At 73.7% G+C, this 13,829-nt stretch carries 11 protein-coding genes, 1 pseudogene and 1 riboswitch; of the genes and pseudogenes, 7 read left to right on the top strand and 5 right to left on the bottom strand.

Features of this window, described 5'->3' with window-relative positions:
• Positions 1–342 (bottom strand): annotated as a pseudogene (locus IG62_RS0124120) (hypothetical protein); the annotation flags it as partial.
• Between the two features lie 508 nt (positions 343–850).
• On the opposite strand from IG62_RS0124120, the gene IG62_RS0124115 reads away from it, so the two are divergent.
• Both IG62_RS0124115 and IG62_RS0124110 read left to right on the top strand, forming a co-directional pair.
• Positions 851–2,128, top strand: coding sequence for a hypothetical protein (locus IG62_RS0124115; protein ID WP_030806990.1), 1,278 nt, complete (start codon positions 851–853; stop codon positions 2,126–2,128).
• Positions 2,129–2,551: 423 nt separating this feature from the next.
• The gene (locus tag IG62_RS0124110) at positions 2,552–3,097 is read left to right on the top strand and encodes a TQO small subunit DoxD (RefSeq protein WP_030806987.1); all 546 of its coding nucleotides are present in this window, start codon (positions 2,552–2,554) and stop codon (positions 3,095–3,097) included.
• Between the two features lie 42 nt (positions 3,098–3,139).
• On the opposite strand, the gene IG62_RS0124105 is transcribed toward IG62_RS0124110, so the two are convergent.
• Together IG62_RS0124105 and IG62_RS0124100 are read right to left on the bottom strand one after the other, a co-directional pair.
• Positions 3,140–3,373 carry a hypothetical protein gene (locus tag IG62_RS0124105; protein ID WP_030806984.1) on the bottom strand — a complete coding sequence of 78 codons (234 nt, stop codon included), beginning with the start codon at positions 3,371–3,373 and terminating at the stop codon, positions 3,140–3,142.
• Complete coding sequence (locus tag IG62_RS0124100; protein ID WP_078872203.1) at positions 3,370–4,926, bottom strand: PspC domain-containing protein; 1,557 nt, start codon at positions 4,924–4,926, stop codon at positions 3,370–3,372. The genes IG62_RS0124105 and IG62_RS0124100 overlap by 4 nt, the downstream gene beginning before the upstream one ends.
• Before the next feature lie 330 nt (positions 4,927–5,256).
• On the opposite strand from IG62_RS0124100, the gene IG62_RS0124095 reads away from it, so the two are divergent.
• The 4 genes from IG62_RS0124095 to IG62_RS0124080 all read left to right on the top strand — a co-directional run bounded on the left by IG62_RS0124095 (position 5,257) and on the right by IG62_RS0124080 (position 10,483).
• The gene (locus IG62_RS0124095; protein ID WP_234326714.1) at positions 5,257–6,939 is read left to right on the top strand and encodes a serine/threonine-protein kinase; all 1,683 of its coding nucleotides are present in this window, start codon (positions 5,257–5,259) and stop codon (positions 6,937–6,939) included.
• 87 nt (positions 6,940–7,026) lie between these two features.
• Positions 7,027–8,325, top strand: a complete 1,299-nt coding sequence (locus tag IG62_RS0124090; RefSeq protein ID WP_030806975.1) for an ATP-binding protein — start codon at positions 7,027–7,029, stop codon at positions 8,323–8,325.
• 59 nt (positions 8,326–8,384) lie between these two features.
• On the top strand, positions 8,385–9,098 hold the full coding sequence (locus IG62_RS0124085) for a LuxR C-terminal-related transcriptional regulator (RefSeq protein WP_030806972.1): 714 nt from the start codon (positions 8,385–8,387) through the stop codon (positions 9,096–9,098).
• A gap of 260 nt (positions 9,099–9,358) precedes the next feature.
• Positions 9,359–10,483: an alpha/beta hydrolase gene (locus tag IG62_RS0124080; protein WP_030806968.1), complete on the top strand. Its 1,125-nt coding sequence runs from the start codon at positions 9,359–9,361 to the stop codon at positions 10,481–10,483.
• Between the two features lie 92 nt (positions 10,484–10,575).
• Here the strand turns inward: IG62_RS0124080 and IG62_RS0124075 are convergent, their stop codons facing one another.
• Positions 10,576–11,724 carry an NlpC/P60 family protein gene (locus IG62_RS0124075; RefSeq protein WP_030806965.1) on the bottom strand — a complete coding sequence of 383 codons (1,149 nt, stop codon included), beginning with the start codon at positions 11,722–11,724 and terminating at the stop codon, positions 10,576–10,578.
• 231 nt (positions 11,725–11,955) lie between these two features.
• Here IG62_RS0124075 and IG62_RS0124070 point away from each other — a divergent pair, with 231 nt between their 5' ends.
• Positions 11,956–12,309, top strand: a complete 354-nt coding sequence (locus tag IG62_RS0124070; RefSeq protein WP_030416551.1) for a hypothetical protein — start codon at positions 11,956–11,958, stop codon at positions 12,307–12,309.
• Positions 12,310–12,495: 186 nt separating this feature from the next.
• On the opposite strand, the gene IG62_RS0124065 is transcribed toward IG62_RS0124070, so the two are convergent.
• Entirely contained in the window at positions 12,496–13,638 is a 1,143-nt protein-coding gene (locus tag IG62_RS0124065) for a C40 family peptidase (RefSeq protein WP_030806963.1), read from the bottom strand.
• A 7-nt stretch (positions 13,639–13,645) separates the two neighbouring features.
• Positions 13,646–13,815, bottom strand: a riboswitch (cyclic di-AMP (ydaO/yuaA leader).
• Positions 13,816–13,829: the final 14 nt, after the last annotated feature.

The following is a 13,829-nucleotide window of genomic DNA, read 5'->3' as shown; positions in this document are numbered from 1 at the left end:
GGGTGGTGGCGGGGCGGGGTTGGGGTGGCGCGGGCGCGGCGCCGGCGGGCGGGACGGAGCGGGCGGGCGCGTGGCCTTGGTGCAGGGGAAGTGCCAGCCGTGGGGCATGGGGAAGCCGGTCGGTACGTCCACGGGCGGTGCGGTCCCGGCGAAGGCGCAGTTGTCGCCGGCGGCCGGGCGGCCGTACCCGCGCTCGTGCCGGCTCTCATGCCGGCCCTCGTACTGGCTCCCGTGCCGGCCCTGGACGGCCACCCGCCCGCCGGCCGCGGCCGGTTCACCGGCGCTCGCCGAGGCCGCGGCGGCGAACAGCGCCACCACCCCCGTCAGCAGGACGGCGGCCACGGCGGCCAGGCAACCCGCCTGCCCGACCGTGGGGCGGTCCGGTCTGTGTCGTGGTGCGTGGTGTCGGTGTGGTGGTGCGGTTTCGCGTATTTGGCACACGGCGAGAGCTTGCGCAGCGGGCGAACGGCTCAGCCGTCACCGTGCCCCGGTTCGCCCGAATAGGGGAAGTGTCGGCTTTCCGCGGTCGCCCGCCGAGCGGATGTGCGGAGGGCCGGGCGGGGCCGGGCCGGGGGTAGGGAGGTGCGTGGTGCGGGCCGGGGGAGGAGGGAGGGGCGTGGTGCGCGCCGGGGGGCTTGTGGTGCGGGCTGGGTCCGATGCCGCGCAACCTGCCGATCCCGCGTCAACGTACCGATGCCGCGTCAACCTGCCGATGCCGCTACCACTCGCCGCCAGCTGGACGTTTGCTGTCCGTCGCCGTGTGTGAGGCACAATTCGCCTTTCCACGGGACGAGTTGATAACAGCGGTGGCGGGACGGTAACGGACGTGTCGGTTGATACGGCGGGCAGCATGGCCGGAACGGGCGAGCCGGAGGGTGACGCGGAGCGCGCCGACGGTGACGAGTGCCGGTGCGGACGGTGCCCGCACGGCGCCCGGGCGGGCCACCGGCAGGCGGTCGCCGCGTTCGTCGCACTGCGCGAGGACTTCGCCGCCGGACGCGGCGTCCCGGCCGGGCTCACGCGCTCGGCCGGCGCTGCCCGGCAATGGGTCTCCGACGAACTGACCCTGTCGGCACGCGAGCTGGCCCGGCGCGGGGCCGCCGAGGGCGTCGCCTGGCTGACCGCCGTGCGGTGGCGCACCCTGCTCGTGGTCTGGGGCGCGGTGGTGGCCCTGCTGGTCGGTGAGGCGCTGACCGCGATCGGCACCGGCTGGACGGCGTTCCGCACGGCGGCGCTGCTCGCGGCGGTCCTGCTGGCGCTGGGGCTGACGGCGGCGGCCTGGCTGCACCGGTCGCACGGCGGGGCGCTGGCGCCGCTGATCGGGGAGGACGGCCGGCTGTCCACCTCGCGGACGGTGGCCGCGGCCTGGGCGGCGGTCGTGCTGTACGCCGTGCTGATCATGGCCGTCCGGCTGGCGTTCGCGACCGGCCCCGACCAGCGGCACCGCCTGCTCCGCGGCCTGGCACTCGTCCACTCCGGTACCGCGCTGGGGCTGCTCGGCCTCGTCTGCGCGGTGGCGGTGCTGGCGTACGGGCTGGTGGCCGTGCGGGTACGGACCGGGTGGCTGCAGAAGGTGCCGGCGGAGCGGCCGCGGGGCGCCGATCTGCTGACGGACGATGCCGGCCGCGGCAGCTTCCTGGACGTGCAGTACGTCCTGGTCAACGCCGCGGTGCTGGCGTTCGCCCTGGTCCGGCTGGCCGGGCAGCCGGGTCAACTGCCGCGGCTCCCCTGGGGCTTGGTGGCCCTGGCGGGCGTCTCCGGGACGGCGTACCTCGCCGGGAAGCTGGTGACCGGCGGGCGGCCGGTGATCCTCTCGGTGGTCCGCGCCCGCGAACTGGGTGATCTCGCGGCGCCGGTCCGCACCGGTGACGACATCGAGATCCGCGGCGCCGGTTTCGTCCCCCCGGGGGCCACCACGCCCGACCGGCTGGCCCGCACCGTCGTACGGATCGGCGCGGTCCACGTCCCCGTGCCGCTGGTGCCGGTGGCCGGCGGCTTCGCCAACCCCACGGACGGCGCGCTCACGGTCCCGGTCCCGGTCGATGTCGAACCGGGCCGGGTGGAGGTCCGGGTCATCACGGCGGCGGGCGTCGAGACGGCGGCCTTTCCGATCGACGTGGTGGACTGAGCGATCGAGGTGGGGGGCTGGCCGATCGACGGGGTTCCTGGCCGCTGGGCGTGAGCTCCCGGCCCATCGACGTGGGGGACTGAGCGCGCGGGGCTGCCGGGGGTGTGCCGAGCGGGTGTGGGTGGGTGTGCGGGGCGGGTGTGCGTGGGTGTGCGGGGCGGGTCGTCCGTGCCGGGCGGGTGTGCGTGGGTGTGCCGGGCTGCGGGCTCGTCCTCCGGGGGAGGGGGCGCCATCGGTTTTGGTCTCCCGCTCGGGGGCGGTCTCTCCTCCCGAATCCAGCGTCCGGGTGTCGGTTCTGTGTGCGGCAGTCGCCGGAAGTGCAGCGGTCCGTTGAACCTCTTGCGCAGGTGCGTACGTACCTCCCTCTGAGGCGCGGGTGCGGGCACAATCGTCGCTCCCGGTGGCAACGGAGAGGCGGACGTCATGGTTCACGCGAATCGCACGATCGGTGCCGACTTGGCGGGCTCGGGCACCGACGGCCCTGCCGTCGGACTGCGCGGACCACTGGCGCGCCACGCGCTGCTCCCGCTGCGCCTCTTCCTGGGCGTCACTTTTCTCTACGCGGGGATCGACAAACTGACCGACCGGGCCTTCCTGGCGGCCGGCGGGTCCGGTTCGCTCGGGGAGATGCTGCGTCAGGTCCATGACGTGGCGGCGCTGCCGCAACTCGTCGACCTGGCACAGCAGAGCCCGGTGGGCTTCGGTTACGCCATCGCCGCCGGCGAGCTGGCGGTCGGCCTGGGGACGCTGGTCGGACTGCTGGGCCGGCTCGCGGCGCTCGGCGGTGCGCTGATCTCGCTGACGCTGTGGCTCACCGTGAGCTGGGCGACCACGCCGTACTACTACGGCAACGACCTCGCCTATCTGATGGCCTGGCTGCCGCTCGTGCTGGCCGGCACACCGCGCTTCTCCCTCGACGCGGCCCTCGCCAACCGCCGCAAACGACACGGTGCGCAGCTGTTCGGCTAGGGACAGCCGTCGGGCCCAGGGATTCAAGGGAATGAAGGCGAATTATGAGTGCTGTGCCGTGGGTGCCTCCTCGGTGCGGGCGGCGTGGTGGCGGCGGGCCGTGGCCCACACGGCGGCGGTGATCCCGGAGAGGAGGAGGCCGGCGGGGAGCGCCAGGAGCAGCCAGGGGCCGGGCGCATCCCACACGCCGAGGGCGTCGAGGCCGTAGCCCATGCCGAGGGTGAGGGCGGTGACGCCGGAGATCAACCGGGCCGGTTCGAAGGAGTGGCGCTTCACTGGGGGGCTCCCTGGCGGGTCGGGGCGCCCGGTGCCGCGGCCGGTCGCGGGGCGGCGGGCGCCGTGGGCGTGGTGGCCGGCGGGACGGGTGTCGACGAGACGGATGTTGACGAGGCAGGGGCCGGGGTCGGGGTCGGGATCGGCCCGGGAACAGGAATGGCGCGTTGGATGTCGACCTGGCCGGCGCCGACGCTGAGGTCCAGGTCGAGCACCCCGTGCGGCTTCTCGCCCTTCTTCAGTCCGTCGGCGGGCAGCGTGATCGTCTTGTCCTGACCGCCCGCCAGCAGCTCCACGTGCTCTGCCGCTTCGCCGGGCAGCCGGATGTCGCCCAGGCCGACCGATATGTGCAGACGGGTGGTGACACCCGGCGGCAGGGTCACCTGGAGGCGGCCGGCGCCCACCTCGGCGCTGGTGTGGACCGTACGGCCGCCCTTGAGGGACAACTCGCCGAGGTCCAACTCGCCTGAGCCGGAGCCGAGTGCGTAGTGAGGTTGCACGGCGGCGACGGTGGTCGGGGCCCAGCTGCGGTCCTGCCAGTCGGCCGTGAAGGTGCGCGGCAGCACCGTCACACCGGCCAGCATCAGGGCCGTCAGCACCATCAGGAAGACCGTGCCGCCGCCGGTCCGTCCGAACCAGGCGCTGAGGACCAGTCCCAGGCCGAAGACGACCAGCGCGGCGGCCAGGCCCGCCTGGACGGACGGTACGAAGGTGTGGTGCCGGGCGACGGCGAGGGCGGTGCCGGCGCCGCCGAACAGGGCGAGCAGGAAGGTCCGGCCGCCTATCGGGCGGCCGGGGCGCCGGATTCTGCGCGGGCTGCGGGCAGCAGGGTGGGCGCCGCCCGCCGGCACATGCGGTCCCGGCGGCCGGCCGGCGCCGGACGGGGCGCCCTGACCGGAAGAGGTGGCCGCGCCCGCGCCATGGGTGAAACGGTAGGTGAGGTCCAGGGGGAGCGGGGTGGTCTCGGGGCCCCACAGATAGCCCCCGCCGCCCGCGTCCCGCGAGCGCGGATCGCGCCACCAGGAGGGGCTGGCGGGCACCGGCGGCGCCTTGGTCTCCGGCGGGGCGTCGGCGACCGCCTGGGCCGTGGCGGGGTCCATCGACTCCGGGCCCTGGGCCGCTGCCTGCCGGCGCCGCCGCGACCAGTACGCCGAACCGCCCACCGCCAGCAGCAGCATGATGGCGAACGACATCATGCTGCCCTTGGCGAGCGTGGTCAGGAACAGTCCGCACCCGACCAGCGCGAAGAGCAGGGCGGTCAGCGCGGAACCCTCGACGCGGCCGGACAGCAGCCTGCGGCCCTCGTTCTCCTCCTCGCCGTCGAGGGGGATCGCCAGCCAGGCGAAGCCGTAGAGGATCAGGCCCACGCCGCCGACGGAGAGCACGGCCAGCACGATCCGGAAGATGACCGGGTCGAGGTCCCACTGCCGGCCCAGCCCGCCGCACACCCCGGCAACGACCTTGTGCCGCCGGCTGCGGCGCAGCGGCGGATGCGGTGGGGTGGGGCCGGCGGGGTCGGACGGTGCCGGCTCCGCGACGGGGGCTGCTTCGTTCATGGGCCCATGGTGACAAGATCCACGCGGCCGCGGCATCCGTGAAAACCCTGGCAGATCCCTGAGATCCGTCTCCGGCATCCCCGACACCTCTCAGGGCCGTGCGGAAATCCCCCGCCGGCGGGCATATGCCACGAGCTCCCGCCCGGACCGGCGGACACGAGCCGGCCTGCGGTGGGCCGGGGGCTGACCGCCGGCGCCGGAGACTATCGTTGCGCCTCGGATACGTACGGGTTTCCGGAGGGGCGTGCGGTGACGGAGGCGGCGTCGGTGGACGAGGGGCGACTGGTCGCCGGGCGGTATCGCCTGGTTGAGCGGATAGGCCAGGGCGGTATGGGTACCGTCTGGCGGGCCCGGGACGAACTCCTCGGGCGTCAGGTAGCCGTCAAGCGCCTGCATGTGTCGCCGCAGCTGGAGGCGGACGAACTGGCGACCCGCCATGAGCGCACCACCCGTGAGGCCCAGGCCGCGGCGCGCATCAACCACCCCAACGTCGTGGGCGTGCACGACGTCGTGGACGACGCCGGGCTGCCCTGCATCGTCATGGAGTACGTCCCCTCCACGACCCTCGGCGACGCCATCAAGGAGGCCGCGCGGACCGGTGGTTCGGTCACCCCGCGCGAGGCCGCCCGGATCGGCCGCGGCATGATCGCGGCGCTGCGGGCCGCGCACTCCGCCGGTGTGCTGCACCGCGACGTCAAGCCCGGCAACGTGCTCCTCGGCGAGGACGGCCGGGTCGTGCTCACCGACTTCGGCATCGCGGTCGCCTCCGGGACCTCCACCCTCACCAAGACCGGCGAGTTGGTCGGCTCCATCGACTACTTGGCGCCGGAACGCGTCAAGGGCGGCACCCCGGGCCCCGCCTCCGATCTGTGGGCACTGGGCGCGACGCTCTATCAGGCGGTCGAGGGACGGCCCCCGTTCCGTAAGAACACCGCGGTCGAGACGGCCTACGCGATCGCCATGGACCCGCTCGACCCGCCGCGCAACGCCGGGCCGCTCACCCCGCTCGTCGAGGCACTGCTCGCCAAGGAACCGGAGGACCGGCCGACCGCCGAGGTCGTCGAGCAGGCGCTGCGGGCCGCCGAGAGCGACGCGGAGACCGCGCTGCTCGGCTGGCCGCCGCTCGCCCCCGGGTCGGCGGGCGAGGAACCGGTCGCGGCGGACGAGCACTCAGAGGCGACGACCCGCGCGGTGCCGCACGCGGGCCGCGTACCTGCCGCCCCGGGCCGCGCCGGAGCAATCACCGGTACCGGGACGGGCCTGGCCGCCGACGGCGGCGTCACGGGCCGGGTGGCTCTCCCCGACGGCGGCCTCGGCGGCCGGCCGGGCGTACGGGCCGGCGCCCCCGCGTCCCGTAGGCGGCGGGGCGGCCGGGTGATGGCCCTGAGCATCGCCGGGGCGCTGGTCGCCGGCGGCGGCGCCGGAGCGGCCTGGTACCTGACGCAGCGCGAGGAGCCCACCGCGGCCACCAAGGTGACGGGCGACAAGGCGACGGGCGACAAGGGCGTGCCCGTTCTGCCGGGCGCGCCGAGCAGCAGCATCGGACCGCCGCCGCCCCTCCCGGCCGGCTACCACAAGGCCACCGAATCCGGGGTGGGCGTCACCTTCCCGGTGCCCGACGGATGGCGGCGCAAGGTCAAGGACGGCGGCCGGCAGATCGTCTACGCCTCCGACGCTGAACTCGCCCAGCTCACCGTCAGCGTCCTGGACTTCTCCTCGGCCGACCAGGTGCAGCACTTCAAGGATGTCGAGGCCGACTTCAGGAAGCTGTACCCGGTGTACACCCGGCTGCGCCTGCAGGACACGGTCTTCCAGGGCGACCCGGCGGCCATCTGGGAGTTCACGTTCGGGGGCCGGGCCCGCACCTACCGCGGGATCGACCTGGGCTTCGGCCGCGAGGGCGGCAAGGAGTACGCGATCTACATCGCCGCGCCCGCGGCGAACTGGACGAAGTTCGAGAAGGTCTTCTCGGACGTGAAGGACGGCTTCCGCAAGATCCCGCCCAAGAGCTGACCCCCTGACCGGCTCAGGGGAACCTCAGGGCCGGTTCAGGGTCGACCCTGATGCCCCGGGCGCCCGGCGCGTGTGACGATCGGGGACATGACCACCGCACCACCGCGCGCCGAGACGAGCTACGCCCCGGCGCCGGACCCCGACGAGCCGCCCGTGCGCAAGCTCTACCGCAGCGCCGACGGGCGGCTGCTCGGCGGCGTCGCGCGCGGCCTCGCCGGGCACCTCGGTCTGCCGGTCTCCTGGGTGCGGATCGTCTTCGTCGCCCTCTTCATGGCCGACGGCATGGGCGCCCTGCTGTACGCCGCGTTCTGGTTCTTCGTCCCGCTGGGCGTCGGGGGCGTGGAGCACCGGCAGTCCGCCCCCGGCGACGGCAGGCGGCGGCTGAGGGCCCGCCGGCCCGACCGGGGGCAGGTCTTCGCACTGATCGCCCTGCTGATCGGCGCGGCCGTGGTCGCCTCCCGCTTCCAGCTCGGCCAGGCCGACGGCTATCTCTGGCCGGTGCTGCTGATCGGCGCCGGCGTCGCCCTGGTGTGGCGCCAGGCGGACAACTCCCGGCGCGCCCAGTGGCTGGAGCTCGGCCGCCGCAAGGGGCTGCTGCCGGTGCTGCGCGGCGCGGCCGGGGTGCTGCTGGTCTGCGTCGGCGTGACCGGCATCGTGGTGCTCCAGGGGTCGGTGCGGCACCTCGGCTCGGTGCTGCAGGCCTCGCTCGCCGTCGTCGTCGGCATCGCCCTGCTGGCCGGCCCGTATCTGGTGCGGATGGCCCAGGACCTCTCCGAGGAGCGGCTGATGCGGATCCGCGCCCAGGAGCGCGCCGAGGTCGCCGCCCACGTCCACGACTCCGTGCTGCACACCCTCACCCTGATCCAGCGCAACGCCGACGACCCCCGCGAGGTGGCGCGGCTGGCCCGGGCCCAGGAACGCGAACTGCGCGCCTGGCTCTACAAGCCCGAGGGCCGCGGCAAGGAGGAGGACGAGGAGCCGGCCACGCTCGCGGAGGCGGTGCGCAAGGCCGCCGCCGAGGTGGAGGACGACCACGGCGTCCCGATCGAGGTCGTGGTCGTCGGCGACTGCCCGCTGGACGAGGCGCTGGGCGCCCAGATGCAGGCCGCGCGCGAGGCGATGGTCAATGCTGCCAAATACGGCGGCGAGGGCGGCGCGGTCCAGGTGTTCGCCGAGGTGGAGGGCTCATCCGTCTTCGTCTCGGTGCGCGACCGCGGTCCCGGCTTCGACCTGGATGCCGTCCCCGCCGACCGGATGGGCGTCCGCGAGTCGATCATCGGCCGCATGGAGCGCCACGGCGGCACCGCCCGGCTGCGCTCCGCCCCCGAGGGCGGCACGGTCGTCGAGCTGGAGATGGAGCGCACCGCGCAGGAGGCCGAGGCATGACCGGGCCGGGCGGGACACGGGATGATGACCGGGCAGACACCGAGGGACGGACGGAAGACATGAGCAGCGAGGACGTGCAGCAGGACGGCAACGGCGGCGCGGAGGACGGCGACCGCACCGTACGGGTGGTGTTGGTCGACGACCACCGGATGTTCCGTACGGGCGTCCAGGCCGAGATCGGCGAGACCGAGCGGACCCGCGTCGAGGTGGTCGGCGAGGCCGCCGACGTCGACCAGGCGATCACGGTCATCACCGCCACCCGCCCCGAGGTCGTCCTCCTGGACGTCCACCTCCCCGGGGGCGGCGGCGCCGAGGTGCTGCGCCGCAGCGCCACGATGATGGCCGACCCCGAGAAGCCGGTCCGCTTCCTCGCCCTCTCCGTCTCCGACGCGGCCGAGGACGTCATCGGTGTCATCCGTGGTGGCGCCCGTGGCTACGTCACCAAGACGATCAACGGCAAGGAGCTGATCAACGCGATCTTCCGGGTGGCGGACGGCGATGCGGTCTTCTCCCCGCGGCTGGCCGGCTTCGTCCTGGACGCCTTCGCCTCGACGGACGCCCCGCCGATCGACGAGGACCTGGACCGCCTTACCCAGCGCGAGCGCGAGGTGCTGCGGATGATCGCCCGCGGCTATGCGTACAAGGAGTGCGCCAAGCAGATGTTCATCTCCGTGAAGACGGTCGAGTCGCACGTCTCGGCGGTGCTGCGCAAGCTGCAGCTGTCCAACCGCAACGAGCTCACCCGCTGGGCCGCGGCCCGCCGCCTGGTCTGACGGAAAGGGCGGCCCGGGAGGCAGCGGACACGGCGGGCGGGCGGCGCGGGGACGGCCGGACGGAGGTCACACGGACCCCATACGCACCACAGGGGACGTGAAGGGGGGTGTGAAGAAGGGCGTAAAGAAGGACCAAAGACGGGCAACCAGGACCACGCGGTCGCCATCTAAGGGCGCGGAGAGGCTCACTGCCGAAGGCGGGGCCCGAACCACCCCACCCCACGTCCTTCGCGTCATGCGTTCCTGGAAGCGAGTTCCCGATGAGCCTGACGGGCACGCCCTTCTTCCTCACCTCGATCGCGCTGCTGGTCATCGCCGTCGTGCTGCCGCTCGCCATCTGGAGCCGGATAGCCGGCCCGCCGCTGCTGCGCGGTCTCGCGCGGCTGCTGATGCTGCTGTTCGCCCAGATCACCGCCATCACCGTGGTGTTCGTCCTGGTCAACAACGCGAACAACCTCTACGACACCTGGGGCGACCTGCTCGGCACCGACAGCCACGTCGCGGTCGCCAAGGACCTCGGACCGGACGGCATGGGCGGCCGGCAGATCAAGAACCAGCCCCGGCAGATCCAGCAGTTCCGGCCCGCCGACGACCCGAAGGTGGGCCCCGGCGTCCAGATGACCAACCTCAAGGGCCGCATCTCGGGCGTGGTCGGCGAGGTGTACGTCTGGCTGCCGCCGCAGTACGACGACCCCGCGTTCAAGAACAAGAAGTTCCCGGTCGTCGAGCTGCTGCCCGGGTACCCCGGGTCGGCGAAGGCCTGGTTCGGCGCACTGCACGTCGCCGAGCAGCTCGGCCCGAAGATGCAGCGCGGCGAGATCAAGCCCGCCATCCTCGTGGCGCCGCGCACCACCCTCCTCACCGGCGCCGACACCGGCTGCGTCAACATCACCGGCAAGGTCAACGCGGACAGCTGGCTGACCGTCGACGTCCGCCAGATGATCGTCGACAACTTCCGGGCCGGCGACCGGCCGCACTCCTGGGCCCTGGCGGGCTACTCGGCCGGCGCCCACTGCGCCGCCAAGCTGGCCCTGGCCCACCCGGACCGCTACCGCGCCGCGGTCGCCATGTCCGGTTACAACGACCCGGCGCTGGAGCCCGACTCGCTCGCCGGCAAGGACCCCAAGCTGCGCTTCCAGTCCAACCCGCTGCACATCCTGAAGGCCGCCAACGCGGCCGGCCGCCCGCCGCGCACCGCCCTGTACGTGTCGGGCGCGGCCGGCGACGGCTATCAGGCGGGCCTCGGCCTCCAGCAGCTCGCGAAGCGCCCGACGACGGTCACCGTGCACCAGATAGCGGCGAACGCCGGCGGCCACACCACGGTGGTGTGGCGCAACCAGGTGCCGGAGATCTTCCGCTGGCTGGGCCTGCAGCTGCGGGCCTGAGCCAGCGGCCAGACCGGGCCCCCGGACCACCGGCGCCGGCCGCGCAGCCCCCGCCCGCCGGCCGCATGGCCCCGCCCGCCGGCCGCGTGGTCCTACGCCGGCCGCGTGGCGCCCGCGAAGGGCATCTGGTCGATCGGCGCGATCCGCACCGGCGCTCCCGGGTGCGGTGCGTGGATCATCTTCCCGTCGCCGATGTAGAGCCCCACATGGCTGATGGCCGTGTAGAAGAACACCAGGTCCCCGGGCGCCAGTTGGGAACGGTCGATGCGCGGCCCGGCGTTGATCTGGGTGTAGGTCGTGCGCGGGAGGGCGACCCCGCCCGACCGCCACGCGGCCTGGGTCAGCCCCGAGCAGTCGTAGGCGGAGGGCCCGGTGGCGCCCCAGACGTAGGGCTTGCCGAGCGCGGCGTAGGCGAACGCGACCGCCCGGGCGGCCCGCGCGTTGGGCGCCTGCTGCGCGGAGGCGGTGGCCGCGGCCGCCGAGCCGGTGGGGATCCCGCCGAGCAGACCGCCGTCCCGTCCGCCGCCCCCGCGGTCCGCCCGGCCGCCCGCCGTCCCGGCCCGGGAGCCGTCCCGTCCGGCCATCCGGCCCCGCTGTTCCGCCGTCAGCCGGGCCAGCAGCTGCTCCGCGGCGTCCAGTTTCCGGACGACGGTGACCCGGTGCTTCTTCAGCGTGACCTCGTTCCGGGTCAGCCGTTCCGCGGTCTCCTCGGCCCGTTGCCGGACCTGCCGCACGCTGCCGAGCCGGCGCGCGTACCCGGCCACCGCGCTCGCCTGGTGGCTGCCCGTCCGCTCCAGCACCGCGGCGCCGTCCAGATAGTGCTGCGGATCGGCGGACAGCAGCAGCCGTACGGTCGGGTCCACGCCGCCGGAGCGGTACTGGGAGGCGGCCAGGGTGCCCAGCCCGGCCCGCGCGGTGTTCAGCTTCTGGGTCCTGCGGGCGGCCTCGTCCTGCAGTCTGCTCAGCTCCTCGCGTGCGGTCTCGGCGGCTTCCTGCGCGCCGTCGTACTTCTGTGTGGCCACCTCTGCCTCCTGGTACAGCGCGTCGACCCGGCCCTTGACCTGGGCGGGGGTGGAGAGGTCCGCTGCCTGGCCGGTGCCGTCGAACGCGGTGGCGGTGGCGGCGCCGGCGAGGGCCAGCGTGGCGGCCGTACGGGCGGTGCGCGCGGTGCGCGAGCCGCCGGTGAGCGAGGCGAGCGGATGCTGCCTGGGCTTGCGGTGCGAGGCCACGGTGGCCGTCACTTCCTTCCCTTGCGGCGGGGCGGGAGTCGGCCGCCTGGAGGAGGACGCTAAGCCCGGCTGTCACGGGGGTGGGCTCACTTGCGCGGCATTGTCCGGTTTCGACCGCTGCCCGAACGCGGCTGACCGGAGCGTCATCCTCCGGTCGCCGGGGCCGCTCCGCGCTGACCGAAGCGGCGAATGTGGACGCCCTGCCGGAAAGGGCGTGCTATGCGGCGGATACGATCCGGGCCCATGGACGTAGTCATCAATATCTTCGTCGGCCTGCACATCATCGGCATCGCCTCCCTGCTGGGCGGCTTCCTGACGCAGATGAAGGCGATGGGTGCGGGCACCGCCCGGTTCGTTCCGGCCATGCTGCACGGCGCGCTGACGATGCTGGTCACCGGCATCGTGCTGGTCGGCCTCAACCAGGCACAGGACCACCCGGTCAACAACATCAAGATCGGCATCAAGATGGCCGTCCTGGTGGTGATCCTGGCACTGGTCTACGTCAAGCGGGACGAGGAGCAGATCGACAAGGCGCTGTTCGGCGCGGTCGGCGGCCTCACGATGGCCAACATCTTCATCGCCGTCCTCTGGACCTGAGAACGCCGGCCGGACCTGAGAAACGCCGGTCGCCGGACCCGGGCCTGTAGTGCCCGGGGCCCGGCAACGGCCCCCACAGCAGCACACCGCGCGGTCGTCGCCCTCCGGGATCCGGAGGCGACGGCCGCGCGGTGGCGTGTGGGGGGTGGCCGTGGGGGGTGGGCCAAGGCGGAGCCGGTTCGGGCGTCAGCCCAGGCGGACGCTCCCGTAGATCGGCATGTAGTAGATCGACTCCTCCCGGACGTTCGCGCCCGGGTGCGGCGCGTGGATCATCCTGCCGCCGCCTATGTACATGCCGACGTGGCTGATGTCGTCGAAGAAGAAGACCAGGTCACCGGGTTGCAGGTCCTTGGTGGCCACCCGCTGGCCGACCTTGACCTGTTCCCAGGTCGTGCGCGGCAGATCGACCCCGGCCGCCTTCCACGCCGCCTGGGTCAGCCCCGAGCAGTCGTAGGACGAGGGCCCGGTGGCGCCCCAGACGTACGGCTTGCCGATCTGGGCGCGGGCGAACGCGAGGGCCTTCTCGGCCTTGGTGGACTGCGAGCCGCCGGTGGAGCCGCCGGTGTCCCCGCCGGTCTGGCCGCCGGTGGAGCCGCCGTCGTGCTGCCGCAGCCGCTCGCGCTCCTGCTGCTTGCGCGCCTCCTCCTCGGCCCGGCGCTTGGCCGCCGCCTCCTTCTGGCGCTCCAGTTCGGCCAGCCGCGCCTTCTCCTGCGCGGTCAGCCGGGACAGCAGCTGCCGGGCCTCGGCCAGCTTCTGCTGTACGGAGCGCTTCGACTCCTTCAGGGCGGCCTGCGAGTTCTGCAGCTGATCCAGGCTGCGGGACGCCTCGGCCCGCTGGCGGGCGGCCGCCGCGGCCTGCTTCTGGTAGTCGGTGACGGCCTGCTGCTGCCGCCCGGTCAGCCGCTCCATCAGGTGGCTGCGGTCGAAGAACTGCTGCGGGTCCTTGGCGAGCATCAGCTGCGCGGTCGGGTTCATCCCGCCGGTGCGGTACTGCGCCGAGGCGAACGTCCCGAGCTCCCGCCGGGACGCGTTCATCTTCTCGGCCCGCTTGGCCGCGGCGTCGAGCAGCCCGTCCACGGTCTCGCGCTGGTGGTCGGCGCGCTCCTTGGCGGCGTTGTACTTCTGGGTGGCCACTTCGGCCTGCCGGTAGAGGCCGTCGACCTTCTGCTTGACCTCTTCGATGGTGGGCCGGGGGGCCCTGGGGGCGGCGTCGGCGGTCTGCGAGAGCAGGGTGACCGAGGCGAGCGCCGCGGTGGTGAGCCCGGCCGCCGTACGGCGGCTCCCGGGCGAGGTGAGAACGCTGGTGCGCGGCTTGCGATGGGACGCCAAGGCCGGCAACTCCTTCCGTGGACCGCCTACCGGGTTAGCTGTCGGGTTCGGGCGGTGTCGCTGACGGAAGGCCGTGCCCTACGGTCCGTACGTCCGCTGGCGTCGGTCGGACGGATCGATTCACCCCGGTGTTGCTGGTGGGTCCCCGGCTCCGGGTGACCCGGGCGTGACCAAAGGGACACGTCGCGGGC

Source organism: Streptomyces sp. NRRL S-337 (genome assembly GCF_000720175.1).
In the GTDB taxonomy this organism is placed as follows: domain Bacteria; phylum Actinomycetota; class Actinomycetes; order Streptomycetales; family Streptomycetaceae; genus Streptomyces; species Streptomyces siderophoricus.
The sequence above is the reverse complement of the archived record's forward strand: the minus strand, read 5'-3'. Positions and strand labels throughout refer to the sequence as shown.